This window comes from Pseudomonas sp. TZ252 (assembly GCF_056110345.1).
Window position 1 is genome coordinate 3,712,761 of record NZ_CM148566.1, and the last position, 16,948, is coordinate 3,729,708.

Below are 16,948 nucleotides of genomic sequence, written 5' to 3' on the forward strand. Positions count from 1 at the left end.
AAGATGCCGCAGATCGTGATTCTGCCCCATGCCGACCACTGCCCCGAGGGGGCGGTATTCGAGGCGAAGCCCGGCGAAACCATCCTGGATGCCGCGTTGCGCAATGGCATCGAGATCGAGCATGCCTGTGAGAAATCCTGCGCCTGCACGACCTGCCACGTAATCGTCCGCGAAGGCCTCGATTCCATGGAGCCGTCCGACGAACTCGAAGACGACATGCTGGACAAGGCCTGGGGCCTGGAGCCCGATTCGCGGCTATCCTGCCAGGCAGTGGTGGCCGACGAAGACCTGGTGGTCGAGATTCCCAAGTACACCATCAACCAGGTGTCGGAAGGCCACTGAGCCCGGCGGTAGAGAGGAGCGTGCAATGAGCCTGAAATGGACCGATGTGCTGGAAATCGCCATCCAGCTCGACGAAAGCAAGCCGGAGGTCGATCCGCGATATGTCAACTTCGTCGATCTGCGGCGCTGGGTGGTGGAACTTCCAGAGTTCTCCGACGATCCTCAGCGTAGCGGGGAGAAAGTCCTGGAGGCCATCCAGGCCGCCTGGATCGAGGAACGGGACTAGCCATAGGCCCGCCCTACGCATTTGCCGGGAACCCGCGTATAATTCGCGGGTTTTATTTTAGGTAAGGCCTGAAATCGCCCGCGGGCGCATTCCAGGCTAGGCGCGCCGGGCCCGATGCCAGGCGCAGCCACGCTGATTCCGGCCCTTTCGGGCCGTTTTCGTCAGCGTCCTGAACGAATCACGGCGTCCCGCCCCGCTGGCGGGGCCGCCCATGCTAGACAACCTTGTTTCGGAGTTTTACCAATGGCACTGCAACGCACCCTGTCCATCATCAAGCCGGACGCCGTTTCCAAGAACGTGATCGGCGAAATCCTGACCCGCTTCGAGAAAGCCGGCCTGCGCGTCGTCGCCGCTAAAATGGTTCAGCTGTCCGAGCGTGAAGCCGGTGGCTTCTATGCCGAGCACAAAGAGCGTCCGTTCTTCAAGGACCTGGTTTCCTTCATGACTTCCGGTCCGGTTGTAGTCCAGGTCCTGGAAGGCGAGGACGCCATCGCCAAGAACCGCGAGCTGATGGGCGCCACCGATCCGAAGAAAGCCGACGCCGGTACCATCCGCGCCGACTTCGCCGTCTCCATCGACGAGAACGCCGTCCACGGTTCCGATTCCGAAGCTTCCGCCGCTCGCGAGATCGCCTACTTCTTCGCGGCTACCGAAGTCTGCGAGCGCATTCGCTGATCGAGCGTGGGTGAGGGTGAAACCATGACAACGACCACCGCCGGCAAGGTGAACCTGCTGGGCCTGACCCAGCCGCAGCTGGAACAGTTCTTCGAGTCCATCGGCGAGAAGCGTTTCCGGGCCGGCCAGGTCATGAAGTGGATTCACCACTTTGGCGTCGACGATTTCGACGCCATGACCAACGTCGGCAAGGCCTTGCGCGAAAAGCTCAAGGCCTCAGCCGAGATACGCGGTCCCGAGATCGTCAGCCAGGATATTTCCGCCGACGGCACCCGCAAGTGGGTGGTCCGGGTGGCGTCCGGCAGTTGCGTCGAGACCGTGTACATCCCCCAGGGCGGACGCGGCACCCTGTGCGTGTCCTCCCAGGCGGGCTGCGCCCTGGATTGCAGTTTCTGCTCCACCGGCAAGCAGGGTTTCAACAGCGACCTCACCGCCGCCGAGGTGATCGGCCAGGTGTGGATCGCCAACAAGTCGTTCGGTACCGTTCCGGCCAAGATCGACCGCGCCATCACCAATGTCGTGATGATGGGCATGGGCGAGCCGCTGCTGAACTTCGACAACGTGGTCGCCGCCATGAACATCATGATGGACGACCTCGGCTACGGTATTTCCAAGCGCAAGGTGACCCTGTCCACCTCCGGCGTGGTGCCGATGATCGACAAGCTCGGCGAGGTGATCGACGTGTCCCTGGCCCTGTCGCTGCACGCACCGAACGACGAGTTGCGCAACAAGCTGGTGCCGATCAACAAGAAATATCCGCTGGGCATGCTGCTGGATGCCTGCCGCCGGTATATTTCCCGGCTCGGCGAGAAGCGCGTGCTGACCGTCGAATACACCCTGCTCAAGGATGTCAACGATCAGCCCGAGCATGCTGAGCAGATGATCGCATTGCTGAAAGACACGCCTTGCAAGATCAACCTGATTCCGTTTAATCCATTCCCGCACTCCGGCTACGAGCGCCCGAGCAACAATGCCATCCGGCGTTTCCAGGACATGTTGCACAAGGGCGGCTTCAACGTGACCGTGCGTACCACCCGCGGCGACGACATCGACGCGGCCTGTGGCCAACTGGTTGGTCAGGTCATGGATCGTACCCGCCGGAGCGAACGTTATATTGCCGTGCGCCAACTGGCCGAGTCCGAGTCGGCGGCGAATCGAAATTGAGTGAGAGGAGGGTTCCGATGACTGTACGCGCCGCGCTGGTGTTCCTGTTGGCAGTTGGGCTGACAGGCTGCGTGACGAGCGGAGATCAGAATCCCCTGAAAACCGACAAGGGCCGTGACGAGGCGCGCGACGCCTATATCCAGCTTGGCCTCGGCTATCTCCAGCGGGGGAACACCGAGCAGGCCAAGGTGCCGCTGCGCAAGGCCCTCGAGATCGACCCTTCCAGCGCCGACGCGCACGCCGCGCTGGCGGTGGTGTTCCAGACCGAGATGGAGCCCAAGCTGGCCGACGAGGAGTACCGCAAGGCGCTCGCCAGCGATAGCCGCAATGCCCGGGTACTGAACAACTACGGCGGTTTCCTCTACGAGCAGAAGCGCTACGAGGAGGCCTACCAGCGTCTCCTGGAGGCCAGCCAGGACACCCTCTATCCCGAGCGCTCGCGGGTCTTCGAGAACCTCGGCCTGGTTTCGCTGCAAATGAAGAAACCGGCCCAGGCCAAGGAGTACTTCGAGAAATCCCTGCGTCTGAACCGTAACCAGCCCAGCGTCGCGCTGGAGATGGCCGACCTGCTCTACAAGGAGCGCGAGTACGTGCCGGCTCGCCAGTACTATGATCTCTTTGCCCAGGGCGGCGGGCAGAACGCCCGCAGTCTGTTGCTGGGCATTCGTCTCGCGAAGGTCTTCGAAGACCGCGACACGGCCGCCAGCTATGGCCTGCAGTTGAAACGCCTGTACCCAGGCTCTCCCGAATATCAGGAATTCCAGGCGGAAAAATGATGAAAGCGCCGCAGCCCGAAGTCGTAGCCACCGCTTCCCGTCAGAACCCCGGGGAAACCCTGCGCCAGGCGCGCGAGCAGAAGGGCCTGTCGCTGTCGCAGGTGGCCGGGCAACTGAACCTGACCGAGAATTCGCTGCGTCAGCTGGAAAACGGCGCGTTCGACAAGCTGCCGGGACACACCTTCTCGCGCGGTTACATCCGCGCCTACGCCAAGCTCATGGGCCTCGACCAGGCCGAGCTGGTCAACAGCTTCGACCATTTCACCGGCACCAATGCCAGCGGCAGCACCGTACAGAGCCTGGGACGGGTCGCCGAGCCGGTGCGCCTGTCGCGCAACGTGCTGCGTATCGTCAGTCTGTTACTGCTCGCCCTGCTGATCGGCTTCGGCTACTTCTGGTGGCAGGAGCATTCCGCGCGCACGCCGGAAACCGCCGGTCTGAGCCTTGAGCATGTCGAAGTGGAAAGCGCCGACGGCACCACCGAGATCCATACCCTGGACGAGCCTGAAGACCAGGCGGTGATCGAAGCGCAGAAGGAAGGCGAGCAAGCGCCCGCCGAGGTTTCTCCGGAAGTCGCTGCCCAGGCCGAGGGAGCGCCGCCGGTGGCGAGCGAGGGCGCGCAGGTTCCCGCCGCTCCGGCCCAGGGCACCCCCGCCGCACCCCAGCAGCCCGTTACCGCCGCGCCTGCCGGCACGGCTCCCGCTCCCGGTACTGCTCCAGCCGTTCCAGCGACGGCCAGTCCGGCCGCCCCGCCAGCGCCGAGCGAACCTGCCGCCGCGCCCGTGGTGGCTGGCGAGGGCCAGGGGGTGGTCAAGGTACAGTTCGTCGCCGATTGCTGGACCCAGGTCACCGACGCCAACGGCAAGGTCCTGGTCAGCGCGCTGAAGCGCAAGGGCGACAGCCTGGAACTGGCCGGCAAGGCCCCGCTGGAGCTGCGCCTCGGTTTCGCTCGCGGCGCCCAGGTCAGCTACAACGGCCAGCCGGTGGACGTGACCCCCTTCGTCCGCGGCGAAACGGCCCGTCTGAAGGTAGGACAATGAGCATTCATAGCGCTTCTCCGATCATTCGCCGCAAGTCTCGGAAAATCTGGGTCGGCAACGTCCCGGTGGGCGGCGATGCGCCGATCGCCGTGCAGAGCATGACCAACACCGAGACCTGCGACGTCGCTGCCACCGTCGCGCAGATCCGCCGCCTGGAAGATGCCGGCGCGGACATCGTGCGGGTTTCCGTCCCCGACATGGACGCCGCCGAGGCATTCGGCAAGATCAAGCAGCAGGTCAACGTGCCGCTGGTCGCCGACATCCACTTCGACTATCGCATCGCCCTGCGCGTCGCCGAGCTGGGAGTGGACTGCCTGCGCATCAATCCGGGCAACATCGGTCGCGAGGACCGGGTCAAGGCCGTGGTCGATGCCGCGCGCGAGCGCAACATCCCGATCCGTATCGGCGTCAATGCCGGTTCGCTGGAAAAGGACCTGCAGAAGAAATACGGCGAACCGACCCCGGAAGCCCTGCTCGAATCGGCCATGCGCCACGTCGATCATCTCGACAAGCTGGACTTCCAGAACTTCAAGGTCAGCGTCAAGGCCTCCGACGTCTTCATGGCCGTCGCCGCCTATCGCCTGCTGGCCAGGCAGATCGAGCAACCCCTGCACCTGGGCATCACCGAGGCCGGCGGCCTGCGCTCCGGCACGGTGAAGTCGGCGGTGGGGCTGGGCATGCTCCTGGCCGAGGGAATCGGCGACACCATCCGGATTTCCCTGGCTGCCGATCCGGTCGAGGAGATCAAGGTCGGTTTCGACATCCTCAAGTCCCTGCACCTGCGCTCCCGTGGCATCAACTTCATCGCCTGCCCGAGCTGTTCGCGGCAGAACTTCGACGTGGTGAAGACCATGAACGAGCTGGAAGGGCGCCTGGAGGACCTGCTGGTGCCGATGGACGTGGCCGTGATCGGTTGCGTCGTCAACGGTCCGGGCGAAGCCAAGGAGGCCCATGTCGGCCTCACCGGCGGCACTCCGAACCTGGTGTATATCGACGGCAAGCCGTCGCAGAAACTGACCAACGACAACCTGGTGGACGAGCTGGAACGGCTGATCCGCCAGAAGGCGGCCGAGAAGGCCGAAGCCGATGCGAGCCTGATCGCCCGCGGCTGACCCGTTTAAGGACCCTACGTGAGCAAGTCCCTGCAAGCCATTCGTGGCATGAACGACATCCTGCCGGAGCAGACTCCGGCCTGGCGCTATCTGGAACGCACCTTCGCCGGCCTGCTGGACGGCTACGGCTACAGCGAGATCCGCCTGCCCATCCTCGAGTTCACCGAACTCTTCGCCCGCGGCATCGGCGAAGGTACCGACGTGGTCGACAAGGAGATGTACACCTTCCTCGACCGCAACGGCGAATCCCTGACCATGCGTCCGGAAGGTACCGCCGGTTGCGTGCGCGCCGTGCTGGAGCACGGCCTGAGCGGCGGTGGCCAGGTGCAGAAGCTCTGGTACACCGGGCCGATGTTCCGTTACGAGAAACCGCAGAAAGGTCGCTACCGGCAGTTCCACCAGATCGGCGTGGAAGTCTTCAACCTGCCCGGTCCGGACATCGACGCCGAGTTGATCATCCTCACCTGGCGCCTGTGGCAGAAGCTCGGCATGGCCGACGCGGTGACCCTGCAGCTCAACACCCTCGGCTCCAGCGAGGCCCGCGCACGCTATCGCGAGGCCCTGGTGGCCCATCTGCAGGAGCGCTTCGAGCAACTCGACGAAGACAGCCAGCGGCGCATGACCACCAATCCGCTGCGAATCCTCGACAGCAAGGTGGAGAGCACCCAGGCGTTGCTGGTTGGCGCGCCGACCCTGCACGACTATCTCGACGAAGAATCGATCGCCCACTTCGAGGGTCTCAAGGCCCGCCTGGATGCTGTCGGACTGCGCTACGAAATTAACCAGAAGCTGGTGCGCGGCCTGGATTATTACTGCCGCACGGCTTTCGAGTGGGTCACCGACAAGCTTGGCGCCCAGGGCACCGTTTGCGGCGGTGGCCGCTACGACGGGCTGGTCAGCCAGTTCGGCGGCAAGCCGACCCCGGGTGTCGGTTTCGCCATGGGCGTGGAACGCCTGGTGCTGCTGCTGGAAACCTTGGGGGTGATCCCCGCCGAACTGAACCGTCCGGCCGACCTCTACGTCTGCGCCTTCGGCGAACCGGCCGAGCTGGCCGCCCTGACCCTGGCCGAACAGTTGCGCAGCGCCATTCCCGGCATACGCCTGCTGGTCAACGCCGGCGCCGGTAGCTTCAAGAGCCAGTTCAAGAAGGCCGACAAGAGCGGCGCGCGCTTTGCCCTGATCCTCGGGGAGGACGAGGTGGCCAATCGCGTGGTAGGTTTCAAGCCCCTGCGTGACGAGGGCGAGCAACAAAGCATTGCCTGGGATGCTCTGCCCGAGCACCTGGCAGCCTGTCTGGCACAGGCTTGAGAACATAAAGAATAGGAGTGATTGGGGTGACATCGCGTACCGAAGACGAAGACCTGGCGCAGATCAAGGACTGGTGGCAGCGCAACGGCAAGCCCCTGGTCACCGGCGGCATCCTCGCGCTGGCAGTGGTATTCGGCTGGCAGGCCTGGCAGAAGTACCAGACCAACCAGGCGCAGGGCGCCTCGATCGTCTACCAGCAACTGATCGAAACCGCGCTGAATCCGGCCGGCCAGCCGGATCCGGCGAAGGTGGCGGAGCTGGCTGGCAAGCTGAAGAGCGAGTTCGGCGGCACCCATTATGCCCAGTACGGCAGCCTGTTCGTGGCCAAGGTCGCGGTCGACAGCGGCAAGCTGGATGACGCCGTTGCCGAGCTGAAGGCGGTCATGGACAAGCCGGCCGACGCCACCCTCGGCGAACTGGCGCGGCAGCGCCTGGCCCGGGTCCTGGCGGCCCAGGGCAAGGTCGAGGAAGGCCTGAAGCTGCTCGATGGCGATGCCGACAAGGCCTACGTCTCGACCCGCGAGGAGCTCAGGGGCGACCTGCTGGTGCAGCTCAAGCGCACCGACGAGGCGCGCGCGGCCTACGAGAAAGCCAAGCAGTCGCTGCCCGAAGACGGTGCCGGCGATGCCCTGCAGATCAAGCTCGACGACCTGTCCAAGGGAGAGGCCTGAGATGGTGCAATGGAAACACGCGGCGCTGCTCGCCCTGGCCCTGGCGGTCGTGGGTTGCAGCAGCAACAGCAAGAAGGAACTCCCGCCCGCCGAACTGACCGACTTCAAAGAGGAAGTCGTGTTGAGCAAGCAGTGGAGCCGCTCGGTCGGTGATGGTCAGGGCGACCTGTACAACCTGCTCGAACCGGCCGTCGATGGTTCCACCATCTACGCCGCGTCCGCCGAAGGGCGGGTGATGGCGATCCAGCGCGAGACCGGCGACGTGCTCTGGAAGAAGGACCTCGAGCGTCCGGTTTCCGGCGGTGTCGGCGTTGGCTACGGCCTGGTGCTGGTGGGTACCCTGCGCGGTGACGTGATCGCCCTCGACGAAGCCACCGGCAAGAAGAAGTGGACCAAGCGAGTCAACAGCGAAGTGCTGTCGGCGCCGGCCACCAATGGCGACGTGGTGGTGGTGCAGACCCAGGACGACAAGCTGATCGGCCTCGATGCGGCCAGCGGCGACCAGCGCTGGATCTACGAAAGCACCGTGCCGGTGCTGACCCTGCGCGGCACCGGCGCGCCGCTGATTGCCGGCAACATGGCCCTGGCTGGCCTGGCCAGCGGCAAGGTAGTGGCGGTCGACGTACAGCGCGGCCTGCCGATCTGGGAGCAGCGGGTAGCGATTCCCCAGGGGCGTTCCGAACTGGATCGCGTGGTGGACATCGACGGCGGCCTCCTGCTGTCCGGCGACACCCTCTACGTGGTCAGCTACCAGGGCCGTGCCGCGGCGCTGGACGTGAACAGCGGCCGCCTGCTCTGGCAGCGCGAAGCGTCGAGCTACGTCGGCGTCGCCGAAGGCTTCGGCAATATCTACGTCAGCCAGGCCAGCGGTTCGGTGGAAGGCCTGGACTCGCGCGGTGCCTCTTCGCTGTGGAACAACGACGCCCTGGCGCGTCGCCAACTGTCGGCTCCGGCGGTGTTCTCCAGCAACGTGGTGGTCGGCGACCTGGAAGGCTACGTGCATCTGCTGAGCCAGGTGGACGGTCGCTTCGTCGGTCGCGAGCGGGTCGACAGCGATGGCGTGCGGGTTCGTCCGCTGGTGGTCGGGAGCTGGATGTACGTGTTCGGCAACGGTGGCAAGCTCGTCGCCTACACCATCCGCTAGACTGGGTTTCAAGTGTCCGGCCGCTGCCGTCCGACGTCAGCGGCCTTTGTGTTTTCTGAATTCTCGTGGAGAGCCGCATGGTTCCCGTTATTGCCCTGGTGGGTCGCCCGAACGTCGGCAAGTCCACTCTGTTCAACCGCCTGACCAAGTCGCGCGACGCCATCGTGGCGGAGTACGCAGGCCTGACTCGCGATCGCCAGTACGGCGAGGCGCGCTGGCAGGGCCGCACCTATATCGTCATCGATACCGGAGGCATCTCCGGCGATGAGGAAGGCATCGATGCGAAAATGGCCGAGCAATCGTTGCAGGCCATCGAGGAGGCGGATGCCGTCCTGTTCCTGGTCGATTCGCGCGCCGGCATGACCGCCGCCGACCAGATGATCGCCGAGCACCTGCGCAAGCGGAACAAGCGCAGCTTCCTGATCGCCAACAAGGTCGACACCATCGATCCCGATCTCGCTCGCGCCGAGTTCAGCCCGCTGGGCCTGGGCGATGCGCTGCCGATCGCCGCCGCCCACGGTCGCGGCATCAACCATATGCTGCAGGAAGCCCTGGGGATCTTCCCCAAGGACAACGCGGAGGAAGAGGGCGAGGGCGAGCCGGCGAGCGAAGAGGTCGCCGAAGGCGAGGAACCGACCCGGATTCCCGGTCCCAGCGAGAAGGACGGGATCAAGATTGCCATCATCGGCCGGCCCAACGTGGGCAAGTCGACCCTGGTCAACCGCATGCTCGGCGAAGAGCGGGTGATCGTCTACGACCAGGCCGGCACCACCCGCGACAGCATCTACATCCCGTTCGAGCGCAACGAGGAGAAGTACACCCTGATCGACACCGCTGGCGTGCGGCGTCGCGGCAAGATCTTCGAGGCGGTGGAAAAGTTCTCGGTGGTGAAGACCCTCCAGGCGATCCAGGACGCCAACGTGGTGATCTTCGTCATGGACGCCCGCGAAGGGGTGGTCGAGCACGACCTCAACCTGCTCGGTTTCGTCCTCGAGACCGGCCGTGCCCTGGTCATCGCCCTGAACAAGTGGGATGGCATGGAGGCGGCCGAGCGTGACTACGTGAAGACCGAACTGGAGCGGCGCCTGCTGTTCGTCGACTTCGCCGACATCCATTTCATTTCGGCCCTGCATGGCACCGGCGTCGGCCATCTCTACAAGTCGGTCCAGGAGTCCTTCCGTTCGGCGGTGACCCGCTGGCCGACCAGCCGCCTGACCAGCATCCTCGAGGACGCCGTGCAGGTGCACCAGCCGCCGATGGTCAACGGTCGCCGGATCAAGCTGCGCTACGCCCACCTGGGCGGCGCCAATCCGCCGCTGATCGTGATCCACGGCAACCAGGTGGACGCGGTGCCGAAGGCCTATACCCGCTACCTGGAGAAGACCTACCGGCGGGTATTGAAGCTGGTCGGTACGCCGATCCGCATCGAGTACAAGGGCGGCGAGAACCCCTACGAGGGCAAGAAGAACTCGCTCACCGCGCGCCAGGTCAACAAGAAGCGCCGGCTGATGTCGCACCACAAGAAAGCCGAGAAGAAGAAGAAGGACAAGCGCCGCTGAGGGTGGCGTTTCCTTCGTCGAAAGGCCCGGCAGGTATCCCTGTCGGGCCTTTTTCATTGGCCGCGGCTGTAGCCCGCGGGACGAACCAGGCCGCCGGCGTTGACCGCCGATTCCCTGTCGTGGCGACGAATGATCGCGAGGTGGTTATTCGTCCTGCGCCATCGCCTGGCGCATATTCCCCTCTGACCTGAAGCGGTCACGGTTTTTTCTAAGGCGTGCCCCTGCAGCGTCGCTCCCGGATCGGCTATCCTGCCCTGCCACCCGTCTGGCCGGGCTGTCGTCCGGCGAGTCTCTGCAGGAAGTCCCGATGATTCAGAGCAAGCTGCCGAATGTCGGCACCACCATCTTCACCCGCATGTCGCAACTGGCCGCCGAGTGTGGCGCGATCAACCTCTCCCAGGGCTTTCCCGATTTCGACGGCCCGCCGGAGTTGCGCGAGGCGGTAGGCAGGCATATCGCCGCCGGGCACAACCAGTACGCGCCGATGACCGGCTTGCCGGCCCTGCGCGAGCAGGTGGCGAAGAAGATCGAGCAGTTCTATGGACGCCGGGTGAGCGCCGACAGCGAGGTGACCATCACGCCGGGGGCGACCGAGGCGATCTTCAGCGCGATCCAGGCGCTGGTCCATCCGGGCGACGAAGTGGTGGTACTCGACCCGTCCTACGACAGCTACGAACCCTCCGTGCAACTCGCCGGCGGGCGTTGCGTGCACGTGCCGCTGGCGCTGCCGGACTTCTCCATCGACTGGCAGCGCATGGCCGAGGCCATCGGGCCGCGTACCCGGCTGGTCATCATCAATACCCCGCACAACCCCAGCGGCGCGCTGATCAGCCGCGAGGAACTGGACCGCCTGGCCGCGCTGATCCGCGACCGGGATATCTATCTGATCAGCGACGAGGTCTACGAGCACCTGGTGTTCGACGGTGTCGCCCATACCAGCGTGCTGTCCCACGACGAGTTGTATCCGCGTTCCTTCGTGGTCAGTTCGTTCGGCAAGACCTACCACGTCACTGGCTGGAAGACCGGCTACGTGGTCGCGCCGCCGGCGCTCAGCGCGGAGCTGCGCAAGGTTCACCAGTACGTCAACTTCTGTGGCGTCACGCCGCTGCAATGGGCATTGGCGGACTACATGGCCGGCCATCCGGAGCACTTGCGGCAATTGCCCGGCTTCTACCAGGCCAAGCGCGACCTGTTCTGCGACCTGCTGCTGGACTCTCGCTTCCGTTTTACCCGTGCGCCGGGCACCTACTTCCAGTGCGTGGACTATTCGGCCATCCGTCCGGACCTGGACGACGTGGCCATGGCCGAGTGGCTGACCCGCGAACACGGAGTGGCGGCGATCCCGGTTTCGGTGTTTTATGAAAAGGCTCCGGACGCCATGCGGCTGGTCCGGTTCTGTTACGCCAAACGCGAGGAGACGCTGCGTCAGGCAGCGGAAAAGCTATGCGCGATCTGACGGTTCTGCCGGACCTGGACATCGCCCTGGTCCAATCCTCCCTGGTCTGGCACGACGCCCAGGCCAACCGCGAGCATTTCGCCGCCCTGCTGGAGAGCGCCGCCGGTGCCGACCTGGTGGTCCTCCCGGAGATGTTCACCACGGGTTTCAGCATGGCTTCGGCCGAGCAGGCCGAGCCCGAACTGGGGCCGACCCATGCCTGGCTGCTGGAGCAGGCCCGGCGCCTTGGCGCGGTGGTCACCGGCAGCCTGATCGTCCAGCTCGCCGACGGCAGCCATCGCAACCGCCTGCTCTGGGCGCGTCCGGACGGCGAGATGCTGCACTACGACAAGCGCCATCTGTTCCGCATGGCCGGCGAACACGAGCACTACAGTCCCGGCGAACGCCAGGAACTGTTCGAACTCAAGGGCTGGCGGGTGCGCCCGCTGATCTGCTACGACCTGCGTTTCCCGGTGTGGAGCCGCGACCCGCACGACACCGACCTGTTGCTCTACACCGCCAACTGGCCCGCGCCTCGTCGACAGCACTGGAACCGCCTGCTGCCGGCGCGGGCGATCGAGAACCTTTGCTACGTGGTGGCGGTGAACCGTATCGGCGAAGACGGCAACGCCTTGCGCTACGCTGGGGATAGCCAGGTCCTGGACTTCCAGGGCGACAGCCTGTTCAACGCGGCGGACGCCGACGGCGTGTTCCGCGTCCGGCTGGACGCGGCGGCACTGGCGGCCTATCGCCAGCGTTTCCCGGCCTACATGGACGCGGATCGCTTCGAAATCCATCCTTGAGTGCCGGAACGTCCGCTTCCGGTCGATGTCCGAGGCCATGACCCGGCGCTGCGCATGATGGCGCAGTGCCGGGAATGGAGTTACCCGTATCCCGCGGCGCCGCGCCGTGGGCATCAGATCAGGAGGAAGACCAATGGGACTGCTCGATTCGATTCTCGGTTCGGCGCTGGGTGGCTCTGAAGGACAGGGAGGTGCTCGCGATCCGAAAGTGGCCCTGTTGATCGGGCTGGTGACCATGCTGATGTCGCGCCAGGGCGGTGCGGCACAGGGCGGTGGCGATGGCGGTGGTCTGCTCGGTTCGCTGGGCAGCATCCTTGGTGGTGCCGGCGGCGGGGCCGCGAGCGGCGGGCTGGGTGGCGTCCTCGTCGATCTGCTCGGTGGCGCCGCGGGCGGTGCCGGGCAGGCGGCGCCGGGCGTGGAGGCCGGCTCACTGGGCGGACTCGGCGGGTTGTTCCAGATGCTCCAGAACGCAGGCTTGGGCGATGCCCTGAATTCCTGGATCGGCGGTGGGCCGAACCAGTCGGTGTCGGCGGCGGACATTTCCCGGGTCTTCGGCGACGGTCAATTGCAGCAACTGGCGGACTCCGCCGGAGTCAGCCAGGGCGAGGCGGCCGAACACCTGAGCAGCCTGCTGCCGGAATTGGTCAACAAGCTGACGCCGGACGGCCAGGCGCCGCAGGGCGACCTGGACATCGGTTCGCTGCTGGCGCGCTTCAGCTAAGGCTTTCCCGTCGATGCGGAGCGGATAGCCGCGATACGGTTATCCGCTCCACTCAACGGGGCGAGGCCGCCCTCGACGGCAGGTCGGTCAATAGGCGCTGGCGCTGTCCAGGCGGTGGATCGCCTGTTCGTCGAGCTTCAGGTGGGTGGCGTCGATCAGGTCGTCGAGCTGTTCCAGGCTGGTGGCGCTGGCGATCGGCGCGGTCACCGTCGGACGAGCGATGAGCCAGGCCAGGGCGACCTGGGTCGGGTTGGCGTTGTACTGCTCGGCCACTTCGTCGAGCGCCGCGAGGATGGCCACGCCGCGCTCGTTGAGATAACCCTTCACCTTCTCTCCCCGGGCTCGCCCGGCGGTGTCGGCCTGGTTGCGGTACTTGCCGCTGAGGAAGCCGCTGGCCAGCGAGTAGTAGCTGATCACCCCGATACCGAGTTCTTCCACCGTCGGCTCCAGGTTGGTCTCGTAGTCGGCGCGATCGTACAGGTTGTATTCGGGTTGCAGGCTCTGGTAGCTCGGCAGGTTAAGCCGGGCGCTGACCTGGCGTGCTTCGAGGAGGCGCCGGGCGTCGTAGTTGGAGGCGCCGATGACCCGTACCTTGCCTTTCTTGATCAGTTCGCCATAGGTGGAAAGGGTTTCCTCCAGGTCGGTGTGGGGATCGTCGGTGTGCGACTGGTAGAGGTCCAGGTAGTCGGTCTGCAGGCGTCGTAGCGAGCGCTCCAGGGCCTGCTCGATATAGGCGGCGGAGAGACCTTTGTGGCCATTGCCCATGTCCATCCCGACCTTGCTGGCGATCACCATGCGGTCGCGTTTGCCGGTGCGTTTCAGCCACTTGCCGATGAGGGTTTCCGACTCGCCGCCCTGGTGCCCGGGAACCCAGCGCGAATATACGTCGGCGGTGTCGATGCAGTTCAGGCCGGCGTCGAGCAGGGCGTCCAGCAGCCTGAAGGAGGTGCTTTCGTCGGCAGTCCAGCCGAAGACGTTGCCGCCGAATACCAGTGCCGGTATCTCCAGGCCGGAGTTGCCGAGTTTGCGTGTGGTCATGCGTCATCCCTCCTGAGTGCGGTCCTGTGTGGGCGCTTTCGTTCGCACGTCTTGCTGTGACTCCCGGCGGGCGCGGAATGTTCAGCCGGCGCGCAGCGTCCTATAGACTCTGCCGGTTGCCGGGATTTTCCAATGCCGGCCCTGGTAAAGCTTCAGTAAATATCCGCAGGGAGCACACGCATGAACAGCGACACCGAGAATCCGTTCCGCCCACCGGAGGCCCGCCTGGACGAGCCTGACGCCACCCATGGCGAGCCGCTGTACAGGCTTTCCGCGATCGGTCTGGGTACCTTCATCGGCACGCCCCTGGCCGGTGCCTTCCTCGCGGCGGTGAATCTCCGTCGCCTGGGACGGGCGCAGGAAGTCGGGAAAACCTGGCTGGTCGGCCTCTGCCTGTTTGTCCTGCTGCCAGTTCTGGGCGCGATACTGCCGGAGAACATCCCCTCGATCGGCTTCACGGTGGCGCAGATATTCGGCATGGTCTACTACGCCAAATCAGCCTTCGGTCCGGCCCTGGACAGCCACAAGGCAGCGGGCGGAGCGTTCATTTCCAACTGGCGGGCGGCGGGGATCGGCCTGCTGTTCATGTTGGTGGTCCTGTCGGTAGCGATCCCGGTGGTGATGCTGGTGGTGTGAGGGGCAGCCCGCGCTTTGCCTTATCATGAGTTCTTTATCCGCGATGACTGGCCATGACTACACAACGCTACCTGCTCGATGAACTGGAAACCGCCGACATGCTCGAGATCGACGGTCTGCACGCCTGGCGCTTCGAACTCAACGAGAACCTGCTGGACCAGGCGGACCTGGCGGCGGAAGCCGACCAGCCGTTCGCCAGCGAAGACTGGGTGCTGGCGGTGGAAAGCCTGGATGGACGCACCCGTCGCGAGTGGCGTTTTTCCTACAACGCGGTGATGGAAGCCGAGCCCCAGGCCGATGGCGAGTCCTGGCGCCTGACCACAGGGGAGGGGGCGTACCAGCTCCGTTGCCTGGGAGCGGTCAGCGCCAGCGGCGAGGATGAGTGAAGCGATTCAGCTGAAAGATCCCATGAAAAAAGGGAGCCGCCTGGCTCCCTTTTTCCCTTCCGTGCCGGTCAGGCCGCCTTGGCCTCGGCCTGGGTCACCGCGCGGTTCAGCGCGCTGAACAGGGCGCGGAAGCTGGCGGTGGTAATGTTCTCGTCGATGCCGATGCCGTGCAGCGGGCGCTGGCCCTCCAGGCGGATCTCGATATAGGCCGCGGCCTTGGCATTGGCGCCGGCGCCGATGGCGTGCTCATGGTAGTCCATGATTTCCGCCTTGACCGGCAGGGCGGCCACCAAGGCTTCCAGCGGTCCCTTGCCGATCCCGCGCCAGTGCTGCTTCTCGCCGTCGAAGGAGACTTCCAGGTCGACGGCGCTGGTGCCGTTCTCTTCCTGCAGGCGATGGCTGGCGAGGACGTAGGGCGAGGTCGCCTTGAGGTATTCGTTTTCCAGCAGCGAGTAGATCTGTTGTGCGGTCATTTCCAGGCCGAGACGGTCGGTCTCGCCTTGCACTACCTGGCTGAACTCGATCTGCATGCGCCGCGGCAGGCTGATGCCGTACTCCTGTTCGAGCAGGAAGGTGATGCCGCCCTTGCCGGACTGGCTGTTGACCCGGATCACCGCTTCGTAGTCGCGGCCGATGTCGGCCGGATCGATCGGCAGGTACGGCACTTCCCAGATCGCGTCTTCCTTCTGCTGGGCGAAGCCCTTGCGAATGGCATCCTGGTGCGAGCCGGAGAAAGCGGTATGGACCAGGTCGCCGACATATGGATGGCGCGGGTGGACCGGCAACTGGTTGCACTCTTCGACCACCTTGCGCACCGCGTCGATGTCGGAGAAGTCCAGTTGCGGATGCAGGCCCTGGGTGTACATGTTCAAGGCCAGGGTCACCAGGTCGACGTTGCCGGTGCGCTCGCCGTTGCCGAACAGGCAACCTTCGACGCGGTCGGCGCCGGCCATCAGGCCCAGCTCGGTGGCGGCCACGCCGGTGCCACGGTCGTTGTGGGTGTGCAGGCTGATGATCACGCTGTCACGCTTGTCGACGTGGCGGCCGAACCATTCGATCTGGTCGGCGTAGACGTTCGGCGTGGCGCACTCCACGGTGGCCGGCAGGTTGAGGATGATCTTGTTGTCCGGGGTCGGTTGCCAGACGTCGATCACCGCGTTGCAGACCTCCACCGAGAACTCCAGCTCGGTAGAGCTGAAGATTTCCGGCGAGTACTGGAACGACCACTGGGTATCCGGTTGCTCGGCGGCCAGCTTCTTGATCAGTTTCGCGGCGTTGGTGGCGATGTCCACGACGCCCTGCTTGTCCTGGTTGAAGACGATGCGGCGGAACGACGGGGCGGTGGCGTTGTAGACGTGGACGATGGCCTTCTTCGCCCCGCGCAGGGATTCGAAGGTGCGGGTGATCAGGTCTTCGCGGGCCTGGGTCAGCACCTGGATGGTGACGTCGTCCGGGATGTGGTTGCCTTCGATCAACTCGCGGACGAAGTTGAAGTCGGTATCGGAAGCCGACGGGAAGGCCACTTCGATCTGCTTCAGGCCGACCTGCACCAGGGTCTTGAAGAATCGCATCTTCTTCGCCGCGTCCATCGGTTCGATCAGCGACTGGTTGCCGTCGCGCAGGTCGGAACTGCACCAGATCGGCACCTCGGTGATGGTCTTCGACGGCCAGGTGCGGTCGGGCAGATTGATGGCCGGGAATGGGCGGTATTTCTGCGAAGGGTCTTTCAACATGCTCATGGGGCTAATCCTTTGGAGTCGGTTCCTGGGCCGGCGGGGCCAGGCGAACGCAGTGACGAGATGAAGAGAAGCGTCGCTCAGCCACGCAGTCGCGGGCTGACCAGGCACAGGCAGGCGTGTTGGCGGAGCAGGATGAGGGTGTGTGGTGTTTTCATGCGTACCACACTAGTGAG

At 64.9% G+C, this 16,948-nt stretch carries 18 protein-coding genes; 16 read left to right on the forward strand and 2 right to left on the reverse strand.

Going from position 1 to position 16,948, the window contains the following annotated elements; all coding sequences use genetic code 11:
- Positions 1-3: 3 nt before the first annotated feature.
- The 14 genes from fdx to ACYAF3_RS17265 all read left to right on the forward strand — a co-directional run bounded on the left by fdx (position 4) and on the right by ACYAF3_RS17265 (position 12,976).
- Positions 4-342: an ISC system 2Fe-2S type ferredoxin gene (gene fdx, locus ACYAF3_RS17200; protein WP_003092818.1), complete on the forward strand. Its 339-nt coding sequence runs from the start codon at positions 4-6 to the stop codon at positions 340-342.
- 25 nt (positions 343-367) lie between these two features.
- Positions 368-568, forward strand: a complete 201-nt coding sequence (gene iscX / locus ACYAF3_RS17205; RefSeq protein WP_003092814.1) for a Fe-S cluster assembly protein IscX — start codon at positions 368-370, stop codon at positions 566-568.
- Between the two features lie 243 nt (positions 569-811).
- Positions 812-1,243, forward strand: coding sequence for a nucleoside-diphosphate kinase (gene ndk / locus ACYAF3_RS17210; protein WP_003092811.1), 432 nt, complete (start codon positions 812-814; stop codon positions 1,241-1,243).
- 24 nt (positions 1,244-1,267) lie between these two features.
- Positions 1,268-2,407, forward strand: coding sequence for a dual-specificity RNA methyltransferase RlmN (gene rlmN / locus ACYAF3_RS17215; protein ID WP_003092809.1), 1,140 nt, complete (start codon positions 1,268-1,270; stop codon positions 2,405-2,407).
- A gap of 17 nt (positions 2,408-2,424) precedes the next feature.
- The gene (gene pilF / locus ACYAF3_RS17220) at positions 2,425-3,183 is read left to right on the forward strand and encodes a type 4a pilus biogenesis protein PilF (RefSeq protein WP_003092804.1); all 759 of its coding nucleotides are present in this window, start codon (positions 2,425-2,427) and stop codon (positions 3,181-3,183) included.
- Positions 3,180-4,223 (forward strand): RodZ domain-containing protein, encoded by a 1,044-nt coding sequence (locus ACYAF3_RS17225; protein ID WP_003115257.1) that lies wholly within the window; start codon positions 3,180-3,182, stop codon positions 4,221-4,223. Before pilF ends, ACYAF3_RS17225 begins: the two co-directional genes overlap by 4 nt.
- Positions 4,220-5,335 (forward strand): flavodoxin-dependent (E)-4-hydroxy-3-methylbut-2-enyl-diphosphate synthase, encoded by a 1,116-nt coding sequence (ispG, locus tag ACYAF3_RS17230; RefSeq protein ID WP_003092800.1) that lies wholly within the window; start codon positions 4,220-4,222, stop codon positions 5,333-5,335. Before ACYAF3_RS17225 ends, ispG begins: the two co-directional genes overlap by 4 nt.
- A gap of 18 nt (positions 5,336-5,353) precedes the next feature.
- Positions 5,354-6,643 carry a histidine--tRNA ligase gene (hisS, locus tag ACYAF3_RS17235; protein ID WP_073654446.1) on the forward strand — a complete coding sequence of 430 codons (1,290 nt, stop codon included), beginning with the start codon at positions 5,354-5,356 and terminating at the stop codon, positions 6,641-6,643.
- A 26-nt stretch (positions 6,644-6,669) separates the two neighbouring features.
- A complete protein-coding gene (locus ACYAF3_RS17240) occupies positions 6,670-7,314 on the forward strand; it encodes a YfgM family protein (RefSeq protein ID WP_003106650.1) in 645 nt (214 codons plus the stop codon).
- A gap of 1 nt (position 7,315) precedes the next feature.
- Complete coding sequence (bamB, locus tag ACYAF3_RS17245) at positions 7,316-8,458, forward strand: outer membrane protein assembly factor BamB (RefSeq protein ID WP_003092789.1); 1,143 nt, start codon at positions 7,316-7,318, stop codon at positions 8,456-8,458.
- Positions 8,459-8,535: 77 nt separating this feature from the next.
- Positions 8,536-10,017: a ribosome biogenesis GTPase Der gene (der, locus tag ACYAF3_RS17250; protein WP_003092786.1), complete on the forward strand. Its 1,482-nt coding sequence runs from the start codon at positions 8,536-8,538 to the stop codon at positions 10,015-10,017.
- 307 nt (positions 10,018-10,324) lie between these two features.
- The gene (locus ACYAF3_RS17255; RefSeq protein ID WP_003106648.1) at positions 10,325-11,473 is read left to right on the forward strand and encodes a pyridoxal phosphate-dependent aminotransferase; all 1,149 of its coding nucleotides are present in this window, start codon (positions 10,325-10,327) and stop codon (positions 11,471-11,473) included.
- Positions 11,461-12,255: an amidohydrolase gene (locus ACYAF3_RS17260; protein ID WP_003106646.1), complete on the forward strand. Its 795-nt coding sequence runs from the start codon at positions 11,461-11,463 to the stop codon at positions 12,253-12,255. Before ACYAF3_RS17255 ends, ACYAF3_RS17260 begins: the two co-directional genes overlap by 13 nt.
- 133 nt (positions 12,256-12,388) lie before the next feature.
- Positions 12,389-12,976 (forward strand): YidB family protein, encoded by a 588-nt coding sequence (locus ACYAF3_RS17265; protein ID WP_105579082.1) that lies wholly within the window; start codon positions 12,389-12,391, stop codon positions 12,974-12,976.
- Positions 12,977-13,063: 87 nt separating this feature from the next.
- On the opposite strand, the gene ACYAF3_RS17270 is transcribed toward ACYAF3_RS17265, so the two are convergent.
- Entirely contained in the window at positions 13,064-14,014 is a 951-nt protein-coding gene (locus ACYAF3_RS17270) for an aldo/keto reductase (RefSeq protein WP_105579083.1), read from the reverse strand.
- A 180-nt stretch (positions 14,015-14,194) separates the two neighbouring features.
- On the opposite strand from ACYAF3_RS17270, the gene ACYAF3_RS17275 reads away from it, so the two are divergent.
- Both ACYAF3_RS17275 and ACYAF3_RS17280 read left to right on the forward strand, forming a co-directional pair.
- Positions 14,195-14,650, forward strand: coding sequence for a hypothetical protein (locus ACYAF3_RS17275; RefSeq protein ID WP_003107363.1), 456 nt, complete (start codon positions 14,195-14,197; stop codon positions 14,648-14,650).
- 53 nt (positions 14,651-14,703) lie between these two features.
- A complete protein-coding gene (locus tag ACYAF3_RS17280; RefSeq protein ID WP_003092770.1) occupies positions 14,704-15,036 on the forward strand; it encodes a DUF5629 family protein in 333 nt (110 codons plus the stop codon).
- A 68-nt stretch (positions 15,037-15,104) separates the two neighbouring features.
- Here the strand turns inward: ACYAF3_RS17280 and leuA are convergent, their stop codons facing one another.
- On the reverse strand, positions 15,105-16,775 hold the full coding sequence (gene leuA / locus ACYAF3_RS17285) for a 2-isopropylmalate synthase (RefSeq protein ID WP_003092766.1): 1,671 nt from the start codon (positions 16,773-16,775) through the stop codon (positions 15,105-15,107).
- Positions 16,776-16,948: the final 173 nt, after the last annotated feature.

What these genes read in the sequence shown, in the direction of transcription:
- fdx (WP_003092818.1), top strand. Translation starts at nt 4, where the DNA reads ATGCCGCAGATCGTGATTCTGCCCCATGCCGACCACTGCCCCGAGGGG.
- iscX (WP_003092814.1), top strand. Translation starts at nt 368, where the DNA reads ATGAGCCTGAAATGGACCGATGTGCTGGAAATCGCCATCCAGCTCGAC.
- ndk (WP_003092811.1), top strand. Translation starts at nt 812, where the DNA reads ATGGCACTGCAACGCACCCTGTCCATCATCAAGCCGGACGCCGTTTCC.
- rlmN (WP_003092809.1), top strand. Translation starts at nt 1,268, where the DNA reads ATGACAACGACCACCGCCGGCAAGGTGAACCTGCTGGGCCTGACCCAG.
- pilF (WP_003092804.1), top strand. Translation starts at nt 2,425, where the DNA reads ATGACTGTACGCGCCGCGCTGGTGTTCCTGTTGGCAGTTGGGCTGACA.
- ACYAF3_RS17225 (WP_003115257.1), top strand. Translation starts at nt 3,180, where the DNA reads ATGATGAAAGCGCCGCAGCCCGAAGTCGTAGCCACCGCTTCCCGTCAG.
- ispG (WP_003092800.1), top strand. Translation starts at nt 4,220, where the DNA reads ATGAGCATTCATAGCGCTTCTCCGATCATTCGCCGCAAGTCTCGGAAA.
- bamB (WP_003092789.1), top strand. Translation starts at nt 7,316, where the DNA reads ATGGTGCAATGGAAACACGCGGCGCTGCTCGCCCTGGCCCTGGCGGTC.
- der (WP_003092786.1), top strand. Translation starts at nt 8,536, where the DNA reads ATGGTTCCCGTTATTGCCCTGGTGGGTCGCCCGAACGTCGGCAAGTCC.
- ACYAF3_RS17255 (WP_003106648.1), top strand. Translation starts at nt 10,325, where the DNA reads ATGATTCAGAGCAAGCTGCCGAATGTCGGCACCACCATCTTCACCCGC.
- ACYAF3_RS17260 (WP_003106646.1), top strand. Translation starts at nt 11,461, where the DNA reads ATGCGCGATCTGACGGTTCTGCCGGACCTGGACATCGCCCTGGTCCAA.
- ACYAF3_RS17265 (WP_105579082.1), top strand. Translation starts at nt 12,389, where the DNA reads ATGGGACTGCTCGATTCGATTCTCGGTTCGGCGCTGGGTGGCTCTGAA.
- ACYAF3_RS17270 (WP_105579083.1), bottom strand. Translation starts at nt 14,014, where the DNA reads ATGACCACACGCAAACTCGGCAACTCCGGCCTGGAGATACCGGCACTG.
- ACYAF3_RS17275 (WP_003107363.1), top strand. Translation starts at nt 14,195, where the DNA reads ATGAACAGCGACACCGAGAATCCGTTCCGCCCACCGGAGGCCCGCCTG.
- ACYAF3_RS17280 (WP_003092770.1), top strand. Translation starts at nt 14,704, where the DNA reads ATGACTACACAACGCTACCTGCTCGATGAACTGGAAACCGCCGACATG.
- leuA (WP_003092766.1), bottom strand. Translation starts at nt 16,775, where the DNA reads ATGAGCATGTTGAAAGACCCTTCGCAGAAATACCGCCCATTCCCGGCC.